Raw genomic sequence first — 17,924 nt, forward strand, 5'->3', positions numbered from 1 at the left:
TTCTGGTAATGAAAGAGATAAACTAGTTTTTATTTAAGTTACAGCAGTTTTCGATAGCGAAGCGCTCCGTAGGAATCAAACTCACCACAAAAATAAATCGCATAACGAAGTCTAGCACTGGGTTTAATTCTTTCTACCTGTGGCACGTTTGATGACAATTGGCTGTAAGTTACGATCAACTCCAGTTAATTTTCAAGTTTATGAAAGCGTCAGTTGTATTTTTACAGTTTATTTACTCATTGATAAACCATCATTTGATGTAAAATAGTAGGCTTTTTGATGTATTCTATTACGGTTGATTATTCCTAAATTCAATTTCCACTCCAATCAGCGATTAAGTGGAATGTGGGGATAAACTGGTTGAGTAGATGGGAGGCAATACTGTTCGCTTAACGAAATTTTCCATCTGAAACCCCCTTGTATAAAACCAATACCCCTTGAAAATGTTGTATTTGTGAAGGATATAGAGAACCTGTTAGCCTAGTTCGAGCGATAGCGTACTCTACGGGATCTTGCTACGCGGTAGCGTCTCGTATCCCTTACGGGACCGATAGCTTGCGTGGCGACGCAGGAGCCATAGGAATAGAGATAGTGCGACCTAGTAATCGCAGTTTCCGATGTTCATATTTTGTGCCAAAATATGTTTTAGTATTTAAATCTTGAATGTGTGATATAAATAACTAGTAGGTCATAAAATATTATTTGAATTATTCAAATTCCAGGAATTTGGCATAGGATATTTCTTGTAACCAAGCTTTCAAATTGCATTTGTAAAGCTTGAGCAGTTACTGGATCATTTAGTAGTACACCAGCTTCAATATTCCGTTCATGAGCCGCTTCCGTAAAATTAGCAGAAGTTACAAGTAGCCGCTCTTGATCCACTACAATACATTTTGCGTGTAAACAAGCTTTTGCATCCATGCCCACTATTAGCGATCGCGGATCGTGGAATACTTCAGGTAGTCTTTTTCCTGGCCAAATATCTTGGCGAAAAGTATTGGCAAACTCCCGCAACAAAGTAGATGTTGGAGTTTCACTGTTGTGTGGTCGGTTGACGTTGAGAAACATACGTACACTTAGTTCTGGATTAGTATCCATTGCCTGCGATAGAATCCTAAATAACTCTCGTCCTTTGTGTCCCTTATCAATAGCAAAGCTGGAAATCAAAACACTTGTTTTGGCAGTGCTAAACAACTCACGCACAACAACACTAGTATCGCGGCTTTGAGAACCAGAAATTTCTGGGCCAGTCCAAACCAAGTCAATGCGATCGCTCAGAGCTTGAGATGCAGTTCGTTCCTCTGCTAATAGTCGCAGTGTATAAGCGATATGCTCAGAATGTACACCTATGACATTGAGATGGTTGAGTTCATCAACAATGTCTCGATTTAAAGCCGCTGGGATGTAGTTAGCGACATTGGATATAGAAAAAGGCGGAGAAAGTCTGCCAGTTTCTAAAGCCGTTGCTAAATTAACAAGGGCTGGACGACTGAGGTTAAGAAAACTCTTCATCCTCCTTTGTCCTCAAAGAATTCTGCCCCTGTTCCTTCAACAGTGGCAACTACCAATGCTCTGTCAAGAAATTCATTACGCCGTTCGCAAGATGTTTCCGCAATCAGTAAACACCCATGACAAGCAGCACCATGTAAAAATCTATCTTCTTGTTCGGCATCTGGTTGATGTTGGGCGCAGACTGGATCGTTAGAACAAAGCCTCCCCATCTCCAGAGCAACTTCCAAATGGTATTCAATTCGGTTTCCTACTTCTACCAATCCCCCTAAAGTACCTTCAGAACCGGGAGAACCAGTATATAAAAGAATGCCATAACCTGAGTCGCCAGCATAAATACGCTCACGAATTGAACTAGCAGCATAACCACACTCCAAAGACACAGCAGCAATTAACAGGTGTGACAGAGAGTGCAACATAATGTAAGGCAATCCAGGAAACTTGGCTTTTTCTTGAGCAATACCTTTTTGTTGTCGCCAAATTTCAAAGCCCTTATTTAATTTCCGTCCCCGTTGTTTTACCGCATCTCGTTTGAGCCAATCTTCAATAGCTTCCTTGCGGAAAGCGATAAACACGCCTTCACCTTTGTTCTCAATTGCTGGCATCCAACTAGGCTCAATATCCAGAGCAGCCCGTCGGACTTGAATATCTAAATCGCCATCAATATCAGGCATAATTGCCTCAAAGCGAGTAAAGCCAATTTGGGCAATTACTTCTCGAAGTCGGTGTACTAAAATAATTCGCTCTATTCGAGATAACAATTCTGGTTTTAAGGTATCTAACTGCCGCGCCCGAGCATAAAAGTCACTATCAGGTATATCTTCCCCTACTTCAAAGGGACTAGATAGCAAAGTCTCGATTTCTACTTGCTTAATGCTCTTGTATTCCTTGCCTTCTCCACTCTGTCGGCGCTGGATTTCTGCCCATACAGCCTCATCACTAAATCCTGCCAAGGCAACAGCTACTTTTTGCTTTCTGCGTTCCTTTTTGACTTCATCACTACTTTCCGTATACTGAAGAAAATCTTCATAAACTGAATTAACGGCATTTTGTAAAGCTGCATTTGCGTCGGGTAAAGAAATAACGCTGAGAACCTGGGAAAAGTAAGCATTACTGGCAGAGCGAACCAACAGCCGATTATATTCTGGTTTTCCTGTAGCCTGAGAAAAGCAGAGTTCTTGGGCTTTGGGTCCAAGCCAAGGGCGATTTCCTTCACACTTGCCTAAGACCTTGCCATTGGGTACTGTGGCATCTGATAATTGACGACGAGCTTTGCAAGCTTCGCAGCGCACAAAGATATCAGCAAAATCATTACCTGAACCGCCCTCATCAAACCACAGTAGACCTCGGCATTTAGGTTGAGACTCTTCATGGACAAAACGATACCAATTTATATCGCTAATATGCCCATTCAGGCAAGCTTGCACAAAACGCATGGGTACAACTGGTACTTTCTTTTTGTCAGCATTAAGATATTTGCCACTTACCAAACTACCCCAAGGCAGTAAAGGGCGTGTCCGGTAAACTTTGCTATTGGGTGCTGCTTCATTTGATTTAGGCCAAGTTTCTTCGACTTGAGCAACAAACCAACTGGGGAAAGCGAAGGCTGTAATTCCAGTGCGAGACGCTTTGGGATCTTTCTCATCTACAGGTGGGGCATATAAGGCAATATCGTTAACCCCTAAAATTTCAGCAACTCGTTCCTCTAATCGTTCTTCATAAATGCGTTTTTTGTCGCCATGCCAGTGATTGAGTCCGCCGATTAGTATGGAATAATCGGGTAAATCTACCATTGCCCCTGGTCCAAAGGTAGATAATATTTGACTTTGGCGAATTTCTCCAGACGGAGGCCGCTTTTTGTTTGATTTACTCATTTTTCTTCCTCCTCTACCTCAAATCCATCAGGATTACGAACCCACAAATTAACTGTTGGCTCAACATCACGTAAACTGCGTTGAGCTTTAAATTTTCGCTCTTCTAGTGGTTTTTTTGCTAATTCCGGGTCAAGTGGGTCAAATAATAGGGGCGGTGCTTCCCCAACTTCACGCTGGTACTGGAGGCTCATTTTTTGACCAGCAATATGTTCCCAGGTATCTAGTAAATCTTGGACTCGTTTTCTGACTTTTTGACGTAGTTCCTCAAGTTCAGTATTGCTTTTATCTTTGTCGTGCATTTCTGCTCGTTTTGAGATTGTATCAACAACAAAATCCAAAGCTTGGCGGTGTTGAATAATATCACTGGCTCGGAGTGGTGCTGTCATCCCAAAATGTCCTAAACGGGCTAAAGCAACAGTAATGGCAGCAATACCTCGGTCAATGGCACGAGGAGAAAAGGGTGTAACGCTGGTTGCTTCTACTGCTCGGTAAAAAGTAGCGTGCCAAGCAAAGAAACGTTCATAATGTGAGCGATCGCGTGGTCTATGAACATTAAGTAATGTTACTACTAGCCCCGGTCTTTCTTCATCTCGTCCCACACGACTGGTAGCTTGAATGTATTCTGCCGCTGTTTTAGGTTGACCGAGAACTACCATTAAACCTAAGCGAGTGATATCCAGACCGACGGAAATCATATTGGTAGCTAACACCACGTCCACACGTTCTTTTTTGTCAAACGTGGCTTCTAAACGGCTTTTGGTATCTGCAACTTTGTTGGTGCTGACACGAGAGGTCAATTCTTCCGGTTCATCGTCAATTTTACGGTTAGCAAACAAACCCGAACTTTTACCAACTCGTTTACGTTGGCTGTAGCGAATCAGCCGAGAGTTGACTTCATCTTCGACAATGCGCCGACTACCACCCAGTTCGCGTAACGAATTAAAATATCCGAGCAATGTCATATAAGGGTCGGCTGGATTCTTGGGGTTTTTATCTCCACCTGCTGCTAACCATTCCTTCTGTGCTGCTCCCATCAATGCTAAATAAGTACGTAACAATACTACCTTGAGACTCCGCCCTTGGGCAGCAATTCCTACATAAGTACGAGCATTTTTCTCTTGGGCAGGAACTGTTTTCGCAAAAAATGAATCACGGCGGTCGGGTCCAGGTGGGGGAAAGACATCAACTTCATTTCGCCCAAATAATGCTTGAATTTGCTTGGTTGCCCGGCGCACTGTCGCAGTGGAAGCTACAATCTTGGGACGGACTTTGTGACCATTTATTTCTTGACTGCACAGGGCATCAATTGCAGTTTCGTAAAGCCCTACCATTGTTCCTAATGGACCAGAAATCAAATGCAGTTCATCTTGAATAATTAAATCTGGTGGTGGCAGATAACCCTCAATTGCTTTACCTCTACCCGGATGAACTGGACTGTAAAAGCCATCTTTGTCATGACGTTCTACCCGCCCAAATAAAGCCCCAGTTTCTCCTACCCAAGGGAGACTGGCGAATTTGTCTACTGTGGCAATAATAAAACATGGCAGTCGGCGATAAATCGGTTCATCTACTGCTAATACTGGTAAAGGGCGATCGCCTTTAAAATGACAACGACGATTGGCACAATTTATACGTAAGTCTATAGGTTGGTCAGTATTAGGCAGTAGCTGAAATGAATAGTGGCTGAATTTAGTTCCGCACCAAGGACAATCTTCTAAAGGAATGGGTGAAGGTTTACGATTGTTATTTAAGAAGGCAATGGTACGGGAACGGGCGCTGTTTTCATCATTGTCTCCTTTCTTACCCATTCGGTTAGGAGTTGCCGCTTGTCCTACCCACAATCCAATCTCAAATGGCCATGTTCCTAATTTCTCTATATTCTGTTCCCGTTCTAATTCTAGGGCGCAAATCATTGTCGCCGCCCGTCCCAGTTGGTCAAGGGTCAGCAGCCGCAATGTATAACGCATCAACACACTGAGTCCAGCCGATTTAATACCCGGATAACGCAGCCGTCGTAATACAAGTGTGAAAGCTGCCAGTCCTAAATAGGCTTCAGTTTTACCACCACCTGTAGGGAAAAACAGTAAATCTACCAGTTCCCGGTCTGAATGTTCGGGGTTAGCGATACCCACTAAGTTCATCAGCAAGAAAGCAAGCTGAAAGGGTCGCCAAGTAGGTGGCGTTACAGATTCGGAAGTAATGTTTTTCTTATGAGTCGCACGCTGGCGCATTGATAAGGCGATCGCTCGATTAGCAATGCGAAAAGCATCTAATACTTGTGGGTCATCCAATGCCTTTAAGCCGGCCGCAATCCGGTCTTTTGCAATTCCGGCTCGATCTAATAGCTCTTTAGCTACATCTAACCGATTTTGCCCAGTTGGACATTTGACTCGTTGCTCATCTATCCATTGGGTATAAGCACTAACCATCGGACTGAGTAAATTTTGCAAGGCTGCTGCTGTTGGTGCGGCGGCTAAGGCTTCCATACCGACTTCTACGTTTGCAACTTTGGCTGCAATTACCTTTTCGACATCAGCCGTCGGTATCCAAGCGGTTCTTACTTCCTGACAGCCACCATGAGAATTGGCAATGGCGATCGCAGAAACGTTATGACCAACAGCATATTCATAATCATCTCGGTATTGTAAATCAGCAACTTTTTCATCCCAGTCTTCTCCATTGCGTCCACGTAAATTGGGGCGGGGGACAAAGGAATCTTCAGTCTGAATGATTAAATTTGTTTGAAAAGCATAAGCAGTATCCCGCTTTTCGTCAGAACTAGGGTGGCGATGATTAACTAAGAATATGGACACTGAGCGCGTTCCTGCTGGTACTAATTCTTCAGAGGGTACGGAACGGATTGAAACAACCAGTTGTAACCCATTGCTGTTAGGAACGTCAAAATATAAGGGAGAACTGCTACCACTCAGGGGAATTTCCAGTTGTTTAATTGTATTGCCTATATTTAAACCCAGGTCTAATTGAGTGGGTGTACTGCTTGTACGGAGAGGGATGGTAAGTTCAGCTTGTTTGGGAATTCGTTGCCAATCACCTGTAAAAGTAATTTGTCCACTGTCCTGATTTTCAGGCGTTAGCGGCTGGTAATCGCCCCACTGAACTGTAACATCAAGCTGAATAACGGTTTGGGGTATGAGGATGCTCAACCCCATTGAAGAAGGAAAATAGGCTTTACGGGCAAAGGCTTTGTCTGGAGTATTTTCGTCTTCACCAGAGCCAACATGACCACCTGCGTCTATTTCCTCATCGCTGGCGTTATCTGTTCGTTGCTCAACTGGTGCGCCGTAGGGGACGAGGAAGCCTGTTAGATACCATTTGGATGGTGCTTGATCTAAAATTTCTTCAGCGTGGACAAGATCATCGGGTGTGGGTCCGATGAGGTCAAGTTGTAAGGCATCAATAAGATGCGATCGCACTTGGGCGGAGGTTATTAGTATAGAATTTCCGGTCAAAATATTATTATCTCCGTGTTATTAATGTGGCTCTTCATTACCTGTTATGCCAAATATAAGTTTATTTCTCCCAAAACCTTTATTTGTAAGGGTTTTTGCTGTTTTTGATGTCAAATTTATGTTGAATAAACCGATGGATTAACCTACAATCCTTATATGGCAAGGATTTTTAAATTTTATGGGTTAATTTAGCATAGTAAGTACCGAAGAGCCATACCACCTTTGCGACAAGCCACAATTGCTTGCCGCAGCACATGAGGGCGATCGCTTTCTAAACGCACCGCTTGCTTGGTTTTGTCATACAATCCCTCTAGACCGAATGGCACTAAGATAAGCCGAAAGCAATTTGAGATAAGGGTTTGAAGAATTGAGAGATAAACTTGAAGGGGTGAAGAGAGAAGATGCGGCTAGTTAGCGGCATATTTCCGCTAACTAGATAATTATATTTGTTGGATTAACAATTCATTCGAGTTTAGTTTCTACTCTTAATACTGTGTGATGAAATTACATCAAATTTTTTGATGCGAGATGTAGGTATAGTCGCCATAAAGATTAAATCCTGCCCATAAGAAAGGGTTATCAGTATATTCTATGCCACAGTTAGGTAGACGATTATTTAGGCAATCTAACTGAGTCCGGTGCAAAGCTTCATCTCGTGGAAATTCATCTAAATAGTTGTAAAAACGGGTCATAAAAGATACTGCAATCTCATCATTTACCTTCCAAAGACAACCAAGGATACTTTGAGTTCCAGACCGCCAGAGTGTTTCTGGTAAGCTGATAATCCAGCGACCAGGAAGGATAAAGTGATCTGCTGACCAACAAGAGCAGAGAGTTGCATGGCGCAAATTCGTTAAGTTCATTTCTGATAATTCTCTAAGGCTAAGAATCTCCTGTTGTTGAGAATCAGAAATAAATACCAATCCTGACTGGTCTGGTTGATTTAACTCAAAAGTGCCATGACAAGCAATATGAAGTAAGGTTGCTTGAGATAAATTTTCAACAACAGTGGCTTTGAAACAATTGATAAAAGAAAAGCGATGAATGTGATTGCGGTCTAACCAGTCTTCTACCTGTTTTAATTCGGGTTTAACCCCTGTTAGGGAGGAAAACTGCCTGTTGCCATTAGATACACCTACTACTAACGCTTTTTGTTTGGAAATAATTGAATTAGCAGGCGATCGCCTACCTTTGGACTCGTAAGCGATAGAAATGGCATAATGCTCAATTAAATACTTCCCTTTATAGACTATGGCGGCAAAAGGAAAGCCATGTAGAATATCATCAGGTACAATTGTCAATGCCCGAATGTGTTTAGGTAAACCTTCAAGCAGCTTGGGGATTTCTAGCATTTCTGCAAGATTTTTAGCTCCTTCCTGCCCTTCTTTTGCTACCTCTGCCATCTCTTGTTCATATTCTTCCTCCGGATTTACAATCATATCTCGATAGTTATTAATATCACGATTGCAATGAAGGCTCTTGATGCGTTTGTACCAGTGTTGTACCTGATTACGCACTTCCAAACGAGTGGTAGGAATAACACGAAAATCAAATAAAAATCGCCCTGTTCTCACAACTAAAACATGATCTGGCAGAATCAAAAAAGAAAGAGTTACTCGGTCTTTGGGATGAGTCAGCAAGCGCACCCAAAGTGATGCTGGAGGTAAAAATGGAACTTTTGTTTTCTCACCTTGAATAGTACGCTTGACTAAGGTATCCTTATATCTATCAATATGTTCCACTAAAGCATTTAATCGCTGCATTAATTGCAACTGTCGCCAAGGACGTAACCAGAATGGACTTTTACTCAGTCTAAATTGGATTCGTTCTAGCTGGTTAATTTTTGTAGCAATGTACTCTTCATCTAACGTCCATTTATTCAGCAGATAAAACACTTGGTCTTCTGGAGTAAGTGATGAGGTCATTTGCTCTAGTAAATTATTTGTTGATACTGTTAAATCTTCGAGTTTATCTGCTGGATATTTTAATTTGGTCTGACACCAAGACAGAATTCTTTGTGCTTGCCATAGTTCCGGAATTAAACCCATTTCTTCTAACTGTGGACAAACTTCCTCTAGAATTTTATTTGCCTGTTGAATGCTGGTAATGTTGTTACTTTCTGTTCCTTGATAGTAAGCAAACAATCCCTCAAGCACTCGAATTTGTAATTTGATTAAATAAGAATCTGTAGATTTAAAGACGTGCTTTATTAGCTGTAGCAATACACCTGCTTTACCTATATTATAATCGCTTAGTTGCCATTGTAATGCTAAAGCACGGTCTTCAAACCAACTTAAATAATTAGAGGATGGATCTGACAAGTCTAGTTTCACTTGTTTTTCTGCGGCAGTCTGATGATCTTGTTTTCTACGAAGCATTTTTGTGACTGCCATTGAACTGTCTATTACCAAAGAACGACCACGAGCATGAGCAAGATTTATTAATAATTCCGCACGACTAGCTAAAGCTGAATCTTTTATTGCCAATGCATCTATTTGGGTATCTGCTAAATAATTGAGGGCTGTGCTAGTTTGATTGAGTAAAATTAAGATATGGGCAAGATTGAGAGTTGACTGTAACACTGCTCGTGAAGAACCAAATTGACGACAAGTTTGTTGAACTTTTTGAAATTGTTTCAGTCCATCACCCAAGTTTCCTCTCAGCAGATTTAATTTGCCAGATAGCTCTAAGCAACGGGTAACATATTGTAGATACTGATGTTCTTCTACTAATTGGCTTTGGAGATTTGAAATATAAATATCTGCATCATTAAAATTACCCTGTTCTAAATAAGCAGATGCAATAGCTAGTTTCAATGGTAATATTGTCTGTCGTGCTAATGATATTACCTCTTTACTTTCAGCATGAACCAATCCTTGATGCAGTGCTGCTAGAGCCTCGCCATACTGTCCCCAGGCTGAGAAGAAACGTCCCATTGCTAAATAAAGTTCAGCGAATAAGATAGTTCTGTCTTTAGCATCAGCGTCGTGCCAAAAACAGCCCCCTTCCCATTCCCATTGTAATAATCCTGAAGAGTAAAACTGAATATTTCCAATCCGGGGAGCCATTTCTTGAAGTAAATCTCTTGTTAGAGACAACTTTCCACTATCTAAACTAAGTTGAACTCGTTTCAGGCGAGTATAATCAGCCCAATATATGCTTTTAGCATTTTCATATAGGGAAATAGCACTATAAAGTAAATCATCAGCCGCTTGAAATTCACCCAATAATCCAGCTAAATCTGCTAGTAATTGTATGACTTTCAAATCTGCGTCAATGAATCTCGCATATAAAAGACGATAGGTGAAAATTTCTAGTAAGCTGTTGTAAGCCCCAAATATATCACCTTGAAGCCATTTTGCTTGAGCTAGTTCAAAAGCCGTATTGAGTTCATCAAAACTATCAAATACCAAAATATTACGTCCTTATAAAATCAGATGTGTTGCTCACAAATGCAGGATTATTTTGAAATAGAATCCACAGAAAATAAAGATTTTAGAGACATTAATAATGTCCCTAAAATTCATAGAAAAGTTATGTAACAACTATTAAATTTTCTATGATGTAATCACAACATAAACAGGTTTTTCCTTGGGTTCTTGCTCACATTGTGAATTATTGTTTTTCTCTTCTTCTGTTTCATTCTGACATCGGTCATCTACAACAACGCTAGTAGGTCTGTCAGTATTGGTTCTGATGTTTCGCAATGCGTTTGCTGGATTTGTACCTTGGAAATTCGTGGAAGCATGACTAGAAGCACTAGTATCACCTAAGCCACTCATATGAAGCTTCGTCTTACCAATCTCCCCTGGTATGAGTCTATAGACTCTAGCTCCAGAACCAGAAGGTATGCTTTGCTCAACTGTAACTTTAAAGTCTAAATTATTAAACTGAGGAGAATCTTCTCCGTAAATAAATTGTGTGTCGTTCTCAATTCTCTTAACATTGCTTGCATTATTCTCCAATTGTTTGTTAATTTCATCAAGGAAGTTTTGTTTAACTTGAGACTGATTAAGTCCTTGTTCAGGAAATACTTGTTCAACTCTTAATCTCCCTTGACTAATTTCTACCTTAGCCTTACGCAATATTAAATTTGGATCTGGTCCGTATTCTTTAATTAATTGGTTAATTAGTCTTAATGCTTTTATGTCTTTCCTTACTTTTAACAACTTATCCACTTTCTTGATTTCGATTTTTAATGATTTCTGTTTCAGCAAGATAAACTGTAGTGGATCTTGAGCTATTTTTCTGGCTTCTTCATCAGAATTAATTTTTCGGGTTTCTACTTCTGGCTCTGGAAGTGTAGAATAAACTTCCTCATATTTTCCAGCAGCTTTTTCTTTCCGAAGCTGTTTTTCATCTAACCAAGATAAACCGAGATTGCGTGAGTTATCTCCTAAGTCACCAACAAACATTTGAGGATCTGGCGGAGAGGGAGGTTTTCCACTGCCACTACCACCACCTCCGGCTTTTGGCTGTTCGCGGATTTTTAAGTATTCGTTGGAGTCGGATAGTTTTACAATGTAATCTGATGGCTGCGTGCGAGATGCCATGACAAATTGAACACCCTCGGTTTCTTTTAACACTTCTAGTATGGGTTTTGGATCTCCACTCAAACGCAATGCCAAGGAATACCCAGCATCCATATCTCGACTGGTAAACCCGACTCTAAAGCCATTTCCAGTTTTGGAGACATTCAAGCTGCCAAATTCTGTATCACCAATAGTAGTGTTTATTTCCACTCCGTCGGCAGTTTGGGCAACTTTACGGGTAAATGCCTGATTTTTCAATTCGGCATCTGGACTGCGGAATTTAGTTTCTGCTTTGGCTTGGGCTATTGTCTCGCCAAGGTTTTCATTTAGAGGTTTCGTTTTGTATCTAGTACCCTCAAAGGTTGTGAATTCAACTTGACCATCTACAACTTTGACAGTTTTAGGGTTGATGTTAGACCTGATAAGAGGTTTATTAAGTTCGATATTACTGGGTAATGGAATCCGTTCCTCAAAAGTTCTGATATTAGGAAGAGAAACTCCTCCAATGAACTGTCTGGTTTTACCAAACCGTTGAAAAGATTCAGAGGCTAGTACAGGCAGAGCTTCTGTTTTTGTACCTTTATATCCTTTTTCAAAAAAGCCGACCTTTTGCCAGTGCTGAAATCTCAAATTTGCACCTTGAGACTGTACCCAATCGGGAAACCAGTTGTCTCGCTTAACTGATACTCCCTGTAAAAAACCCAATAAGTCACCTTGGTTTGACTGGTTGAGCCAGTTAATCACCAGGCTCCATTTCATAATCTGATTGAGCCTTTCGTACTGAGGTTCGTAGCGAGCGACCTCTTCATAGTGGTCATTCCACCAAGCTAGAAAAGCATTGGTACTCGCATCAGCTTGCTGTTCATCTTTTGGTCGTAGAGGGTTAGAGGATTTGGCATAAATTTGTGTGGTATTGCGAGCAAACAGGATATTTTTATTTTCATTTGCTACTTGAAATCCCTTGTCGTTAGGTCCAAGCCAGAGTCGAGCATTAGGTAAATCTTCTAATTCTTTTTCGTACATTGATGAGATTTTAATCCTAGTTTCAGGATTAAAATCTTCAATACTTGTTTTAACGGTGGAATTCTGAAGATTGAAGTCCCAGATTTTCATTAGTAGGTCTGTGTAGAACAGTACCATTCCGACTTCTGTGCCTTGCAAATCACCGTCGTAACGGGCAGCTTGGAAGCGACTGGATTCTCCGAACTCAGCAGCAACTGCACTCCAAAATTTTGCTTTTTCGTTGTTACTTTCGGAAAGTTTATTAATTAATACTAAGTAAGGTACTTCATCTTTTTTAGCAATACCCTGTTCCGCGTTTTGAATATCTTGCTTAGTAATTACCGCATCGCTACCTGTAGCGAAAAGTTGGAAAGCAGGTTTTATTTGCTGAAAAATCTTTTGCAGAGAAGGATAGTCGAAGGCTGGGTCTAAGGAAAAACCGCTACCATTTACCAGTTTCAACTGCTGTCTTTCTTTCAATGCTTCCTGATAAGCCTGTTTTTGCTTTGAAGGCGGTAAAGATCTGATTTTCGCTTCCCAACGCTGTTTAAATTGTTCTAAGGAAGTCTGAATTTTTTTGTCCGCCTGCCACAGCGCCGCAACATCTTGTACGCTAATACCTTGATATTTCCGGCTATGAATTTTACGTCCACCTACTTGTAAATTAGAGCCATTTACCTGAGTAAAGGTAATATCATTTGCTTGATTGAGAAAATTTTCGAGATCATCCTGGCTCTTAATGGTGGTTTCATAGTAACCATAATCACTGCTAAAGATTTTGGCAGCGTTTATCTCCTCGCGTCTGGTTATTAAAGCAGTGTTTTTATCGGGGCTGATTTCGTATTCATATACCTCAATAATTTTCGGTTGTGTACCCTGGTCTTTACGATGGCGATCGCCAATATGCCCCAGGTCATCCATGCGTTCTGCTTCGGATGCAGTTTTTGGCACTAAAGCAACAACTGTGTCATTGCCGATGTATACAGAACGGGTAGTTCCATATTCAAAATTGGCAACGGGACTCATGTAGTCATAGCGTACTGTAGGTAGGTCATAAACGCTTTGGTTGATATCTTTAGCGGAAAGTCCTTTTCCTGTAACCACAGTTACTAACAACCAGTCGCGCAACTGATCCGACTGTTGGCGTGATGTCAACCTCTTGAAACCTTCTTGTGAGTCAAAGTTGATTACTTGCGGTTTGTTGAGGGGAAAATTTTCTTGTGTCTTCTGCTTGATGACATCTTCATATTTTATTTGAACGACATTTGCAGTCGGATTAGTTTGAGTGTAAGTTACTCCCAGCGCAGCAGGAACAAGTAATAAACCAGCAATACTTAGGTAATTAATAATTCTTTTCATGATTGCTTATCCTCCAGCTTTATGTTGTTCTGTAATTGGCGATACTGTTTTAAATGTTTCTGAGCAGTTTCATTAAGTTGCGTTTCTGGTTGCTGACTAAACCAACGCACAAAGGACTTGGTATAGAGTTCTATCACCTCGGGTGTCCGTCTATCTTTGCTCATCAGGGACGCATTATTGAAAAAGTTTTCTGCTGCTTCTAGCACTTGCTCATCATTCTGCAAGTTTTTAGCCGCAATTACCTGTTGATATGATTGATTCCGCGCTACAACTGTCATAGGTTCTCGTATAACTACGTAACCAGTGATTGCTACCAGCACAGTAGCGATCGCAGCCTGTAACTTAATTCGCCTATCCTGAGAACTGAAAAGCCAAGGTAGGAAAGGTTCTGCTCCTGCTTGTCGTTGTGTGTAAATTGGTGTGAGCAGAGATATTTCTGTTGGTGTATCAGGGGGAGGTGTTACTAAAATGCGATCGCTCTCTTCTGCAAACAGCTTACGTTCCAGAAATGCACAGATAACATTGACATCCAATTCTGCTAGATTAGGTTTATCCAAAATTGCCCATTGCCAAAAGCCAGCTAAATTAGCTTTACTTGATGGTGGGTTTTGTAACACATTTTTTACTACATCCCATAAATCGAGTGCCTTTCTAGTCCAGCTACTGGTAGACCCGATTGATATTGTTTTGTCATCTGTCGTATGCATTACTCCAGTTGGTAGTTCCTTTTGCCAACCTTTGGGGGGTTCTGGTAGCCCAATTTTATGCCAAAGGTAAACTGCTTCAGCTATATAAAAATCATTAGCTGTTTCCTTAGCTTCATCGGAATCAATATACTCACTCATTAATGCAAAACCTTTATTGGCTTCAGCAACTATACTTTGCCCTTTGGTAGTCAATTGTGCGCCATTTCTAATATCACCTTGAAGTTGATTCACCTGCTCTTGTAGCTGCTCCATTGTCTCAATTAGCTGATTGCGGCTTTCAGAAGCTTTCTCAAAATAAGGATTGTAAGTTACAGCTTTTTGGATACAAAGCAGTGCTAGAGCCAAAGAATTATGATTGGCTAAACTAATTGCCCGTAGATAATACAAACTACCTAACAAATCAAAAATAGTCAGATTGTAAGGATAGTGTTCTAGATATTTCTCTAAGATTTGAATACCAGTTAATAAATGTTTTGCATTTTGAATGTATTGATTATCTGTTTTTGCTTCCCTTAATTTTGCTAACACCTTTAAGTAGTGAACCTCTGTTAATTCACTCTGAAACTGGATATTATTCGGTAACCATTTTAGCCTTTGCTGACAGCAATTTATCGCTTGCTGCCATTTCTTAGCTTCTTTATAAGCAGTAATTATTGTCTGCCAAGCTTCTCCTAATAAAGTTTCTACTTCTTGAGCAGATATAGAAGATAAATCCAACAACTCCTGAATATGGTCAATATGAACAAAAGCACGTTCTTTACAAGATGTTTGTTCAGTATTCATGATCAATCCATTATAGAAAGCAACGTGAGTATTAATAAATAATTCATTCACTAAATACTGACGTACTTTTTCAGGATCATTCATTATATGAACACCAGGAATATTGGTTACAGTTTTAACTACTTCCTGCCATAACTCTGGATTTTTCAGTAAAGCTTTTAATTCAATTCGCACCTGATTCCAGAAAAAATCAGCCTGTTGCCACTTGGCAGCAATTTCGGCTTCTATTGCTAGTTTATGCTGGAGTAGTAAATGCCCTAATTTTCCTTTGGCATCTAATCCCAATCCAGCTAAATTCTGCCAAGTAGAAAAATCTTGATTAACAAGTTCCAATAGATTCTTTGCAGCCTGTTTGTCAGGATTGGTTTCTGTTTTATCTAAATTCGGTTTGTAGAGATTTACTGAAATTACGGGAAATATTCGCTCTTGAGACCAGCCTGAAAAAGCTATCATGAAACCTCCGGTTTAATAAACTACTGTGTTTACTATCAAACATTAAAACTCTTAAAAAATCCCTTGAGTAATTCCTAAAAGTAATATTTTAAGCTAAGTATCAAAGCTTTTAGACACTATTTTTATGTGATTTTACTTTCTTAGGTTTTAGGTATTACAGTCATAATTAGAATTTCACTAGTCATCCAGTCATTCCATATTTCAGTTTCTTGAGAGTCTAAAGGACTGGCAACTATAGTACGAGTTAGGAATTGTTGTATCAAGTAATCAGTAGTATTAGTGCCAACACTAGAATATTGCCTATTAATATCATTGGAGGAGCGATTGTGCGCCATTTCAATCTTGCCTTGCTCCAACAAACTAGCATCAAATTCATTTGTACTGACAATCAATTTCAGAATGTCTTTACATTCTCTTAAACCATTTTCTTGCATATTTTGAGGTATAGAAATAGAAATATCTTTACCTTCTAAAGCCCAAGTTTCTTCTCCTGGTTGCAACAAAATTCCAGTTCTACCCCCTGAAAACGGAATTGCTGTGACTGCGAAAGTTTCGGTTAAATTTAGCAAAACACAGTAAAGAGGATTGTGACTTTTATTAGTCAATTTTATCCTGATGGATGGAGGTTGTAACTTACCATCATTGGTTTGGTATTTCAAAGAAATCTGGTAATCGTGAATTTCTAAATTTTGCTGATAAATCTGCATTTGTAAGGCATCAATTGGAATTAAACTATTTGCAGGACTGGTAATAGTAGCTATATTTATCCAGCGTGCAATATGTTCTAAAGCTTGAATTGCTTGTGATGCACTTTCTGGGGTAAATCCTGCAATTGGAGATATTAGTTGACGATTATCGCTAATACGCATAATGAGATATTCATCATGTAAAGCTTGCACGCAAAAATCAGCCTTGCAGAAATCACACACTTCAGAAATATAAAGTGAAGGTCTTTCACCAAAACTAGCTTTTTGAATAGCTTGACGTGCAAAGTTCAGCCCAGCTTCTTCTCCTTCGAGATAAACCTTCAAATAAGAAACAGGCAAACTTGTAATCACAGCTTTGTAAATTTGCTCTGGATCTAATTCTTCTCTTTCACCAGAAATATTAATTCTGCTGAACTGTGGTAAAACTTCTATGATTTCTGCCACAGCGATCGCATTTTGTAACTGGCTAATATCTTCTACATTGATTGGGAAAATAGCTAATCTTGTTTTTTCATTTTCGTTACTATAAATAATACCATGAACTGCACCTGCATCAATATTCCAACCATTGACTACATCATGCGTAACGGTAAAGTACATTTGTTTTTGAGTAACTGTACCTCCTAAAAAAAGCTGAGTTAAATAAGTAGAATTTGTAGCTTCGATTTGTGGTGATTGGTTTGGATAAAAACTGCGTACTAATGTATTAGTTCGTTTCAAGACATCACGATAAGTTAAATGACTATTTCTTTGCAAAGTCTCAAGTAAAAATAAAGAAAATACTCCTCTTGCTAATCCATAATGCTCTATAGCTTTTTCATCATCTCGACAAGCAGCTAATAATATATACTCTCCTTTTGGTAAAGAGAATTTATTTTCTTTTCTTTCAATCAGTAAATTACTAATGTCTTCAGAGAATATAAAATTAGATAATGGTCTTTCTCTTGATTTATTAACTGAACGTACACCTGTATATTTTGGTTGTAGTAAATCAAATTCAAAAGAAGACATATCATCATCTTCACCGCGTGTTACTCCAGCAGAATGACAACAATCCAAAATCACAACAATATGTGGGTGATTTTGAGAAACTTCTGCAATTAATTTGGCAATTTCTTTATCAGCTAAATCCCAAATACCATCTGTACGACTATCCCAACAAACCAACGTTTCATTTAAATGGTCTGGTTCTAAATGCCAAAATTCCTGTCCAGCTATTTCTTGAGAACCATGACCGCTGAAGTAAAATAATGCAACATCATTACTTTTAGCCTGACAGAGATATTCCCGAAAACCGTCAATAATCGCTTGACGGGTTGCTTCATGATTTATCAGTTTCTTGATATATAATTTATCCTCATTATTCGTGAAGCGTTTTCTTAAAAACTCATCCATCACATTAACATCATTAACACATCCTTTCAAAGGGGGAATTACAGGAGATTTGTAATTATTGATGCCAATTAGTAAAGCGTACAAATTACGACTCATATTCTTACCTATTATTACTTTTAGTCAAAATTAAAAA

At 39.7% G+C, this 17,924-nt stretch carries 8 protein-coding genes; all 8 read right to left on the reverse strand.

The window, feature by feature from the left end; all coding sequences use genetic code 11:
• Positions 1–711: 711 nt before the first annotated feature.
• Positions 712–1,512 (reverse strand): DISARM system phospholipase D-like protein DrmC, encoded by an 801-nt coding sequence (drmC, locus tag A9Y75_RS24120; protein WP_071192146.1) that lies wholly within the window; start codon positions 1,510–1,512, stop codon positions 712–714.
• Positions 1,509–3,383, reverse strand: coding sequence for a DUF1998 domain-containing protein (locus A9Y75_RS24125; protein ID WP_071192148.1), 1,875 nt, complete (start codon positions 3,381–3,383; stop codon positions 1,509–1,511). Before A9Y75_RS24125 ends, drmC begins: the two co-directional genes overlap by 4 nt.
• Entirely contained in the window at positions 3,380–6,853 is a 3,474-nt protein-coding gene (drmA, locus tag A9Y75_RS24130; RefSeq protein WP_143046495.1) for a DISARM system helicase DrmA, read from the reverse strand. Before drmA ends, A9Y75_RS24125 begins: the two co-directional genes overlap by 4 nt.
• Positions 6,854–7,041: 188 nt before the next feature.
• Positions 7,042–7,179: a hypothetical protein gene (locus tag A9Y75_RS28865; protein WP_177176284.1), complete on the reverse strand. Its 138-nt coding sequence runs from the start codon at positions 7,177–7,179 to the stop codon at positions 7,042–7,044.
• Positions 7,180–7,362: 183 nt separating this feature from the next.
• Complete coding sequence (locus A9Y75_RS24135; protein WP_071192150.1) at positions 7,363–10,266, reverse strand: CHAT domain-containing protein; 2,904 nt, start codon at positions 10,264–10,266, stop codon at positions 7,363–7,365.
• A gap of 144 nt (positions 10,267–10,410) precedes the next feature.
• Complete coding sequence (locus A9Y75_RS24140) at positions 10,411–13,746, reverse strand: hypothetical protein (protein ID WP_071192152.1); 3,336 nt, start codon at positions 13,744–13,746, stop codon at positions 10,411–10,413.
• Positions 13,743–15,689, reverse strand: a complete 1,947-nt coding sequence (locus A9Y75_RS24145) for a hypothetical protein (protein ID WP_071192154.1) — start codon at positions 15,687–15,689, stop codon at positions 13,743–13,745. The genes A9Y75_RS24140 and A9Y75_RS24145 overlap by 4 nt, the downstream gene beginning before the upstream one ends.
• Before the next feature lie 140 nt (positions 15,690–15,829).
• Positions 15,830–17,887: a caspase family protein gene (locus A9Y75_RS24150; RefSeq protein WP_083389734.1), complete on the reverse strand. Its 2,058-nt coding sequence runs from the start codon at positions 17,885–17,887 to the stop codon at positions 15,830–15,832.
• Between the last annotated feature and the right edge of the window lie 37 nt (positions 17,888–17,924).

Source organism: Trichormus sp. NMC-1 (genome assembly GCF_001858025.1).
Classification (GTDB): domain Bacteria; phylum Cyanobacteriota; class Cyanobacteriia; order Cyanobacteriales; family Nostocaceae; genus Anabaena.

What these genes read in the sequence shown, in the direction of transcription:
- drmC (WP_071192146.1), bottom strand. Translation starts at nt 1,512, where the DNA reads ATGAAGAGTTTTCTTAACCTCAGTCGTCCAGCCCTTGTTAATTTAGCA.
- A9Y75_RS24125 (WP_071192148.1), bottom strand. Translation starts at nt 3,383, where the DNA reads ATGAGTAAATCAAACAAAAAGCGGCCTCCGTCTGGAGAAATTCGCCAA.
- A9Y75_RS24140 (WP_071192152.1), bottom strand. Translation starts at nt 13,746, where the DNA reads ATGAAAAGAATTATTAATTACCTAAGTATTGCTGGTTTATTACTTGTT.
- A9Y75_RS24145 (WP_071192154.1), bottom strand. Translation starts at nt 15,689, where the DNA reads ATGATAGCTTTTTCAGGCTGGTCTCAAGAGCGAATATTTCCCGTAATT.
- A9Y75_RS24150 (WP_083389734.1), bottom strand. Translation starts at nt 17,887, where the DNA reads ATGAGTCGTAATTTGTACGCTTTACTAATTGGCATCAATAATTACAAA.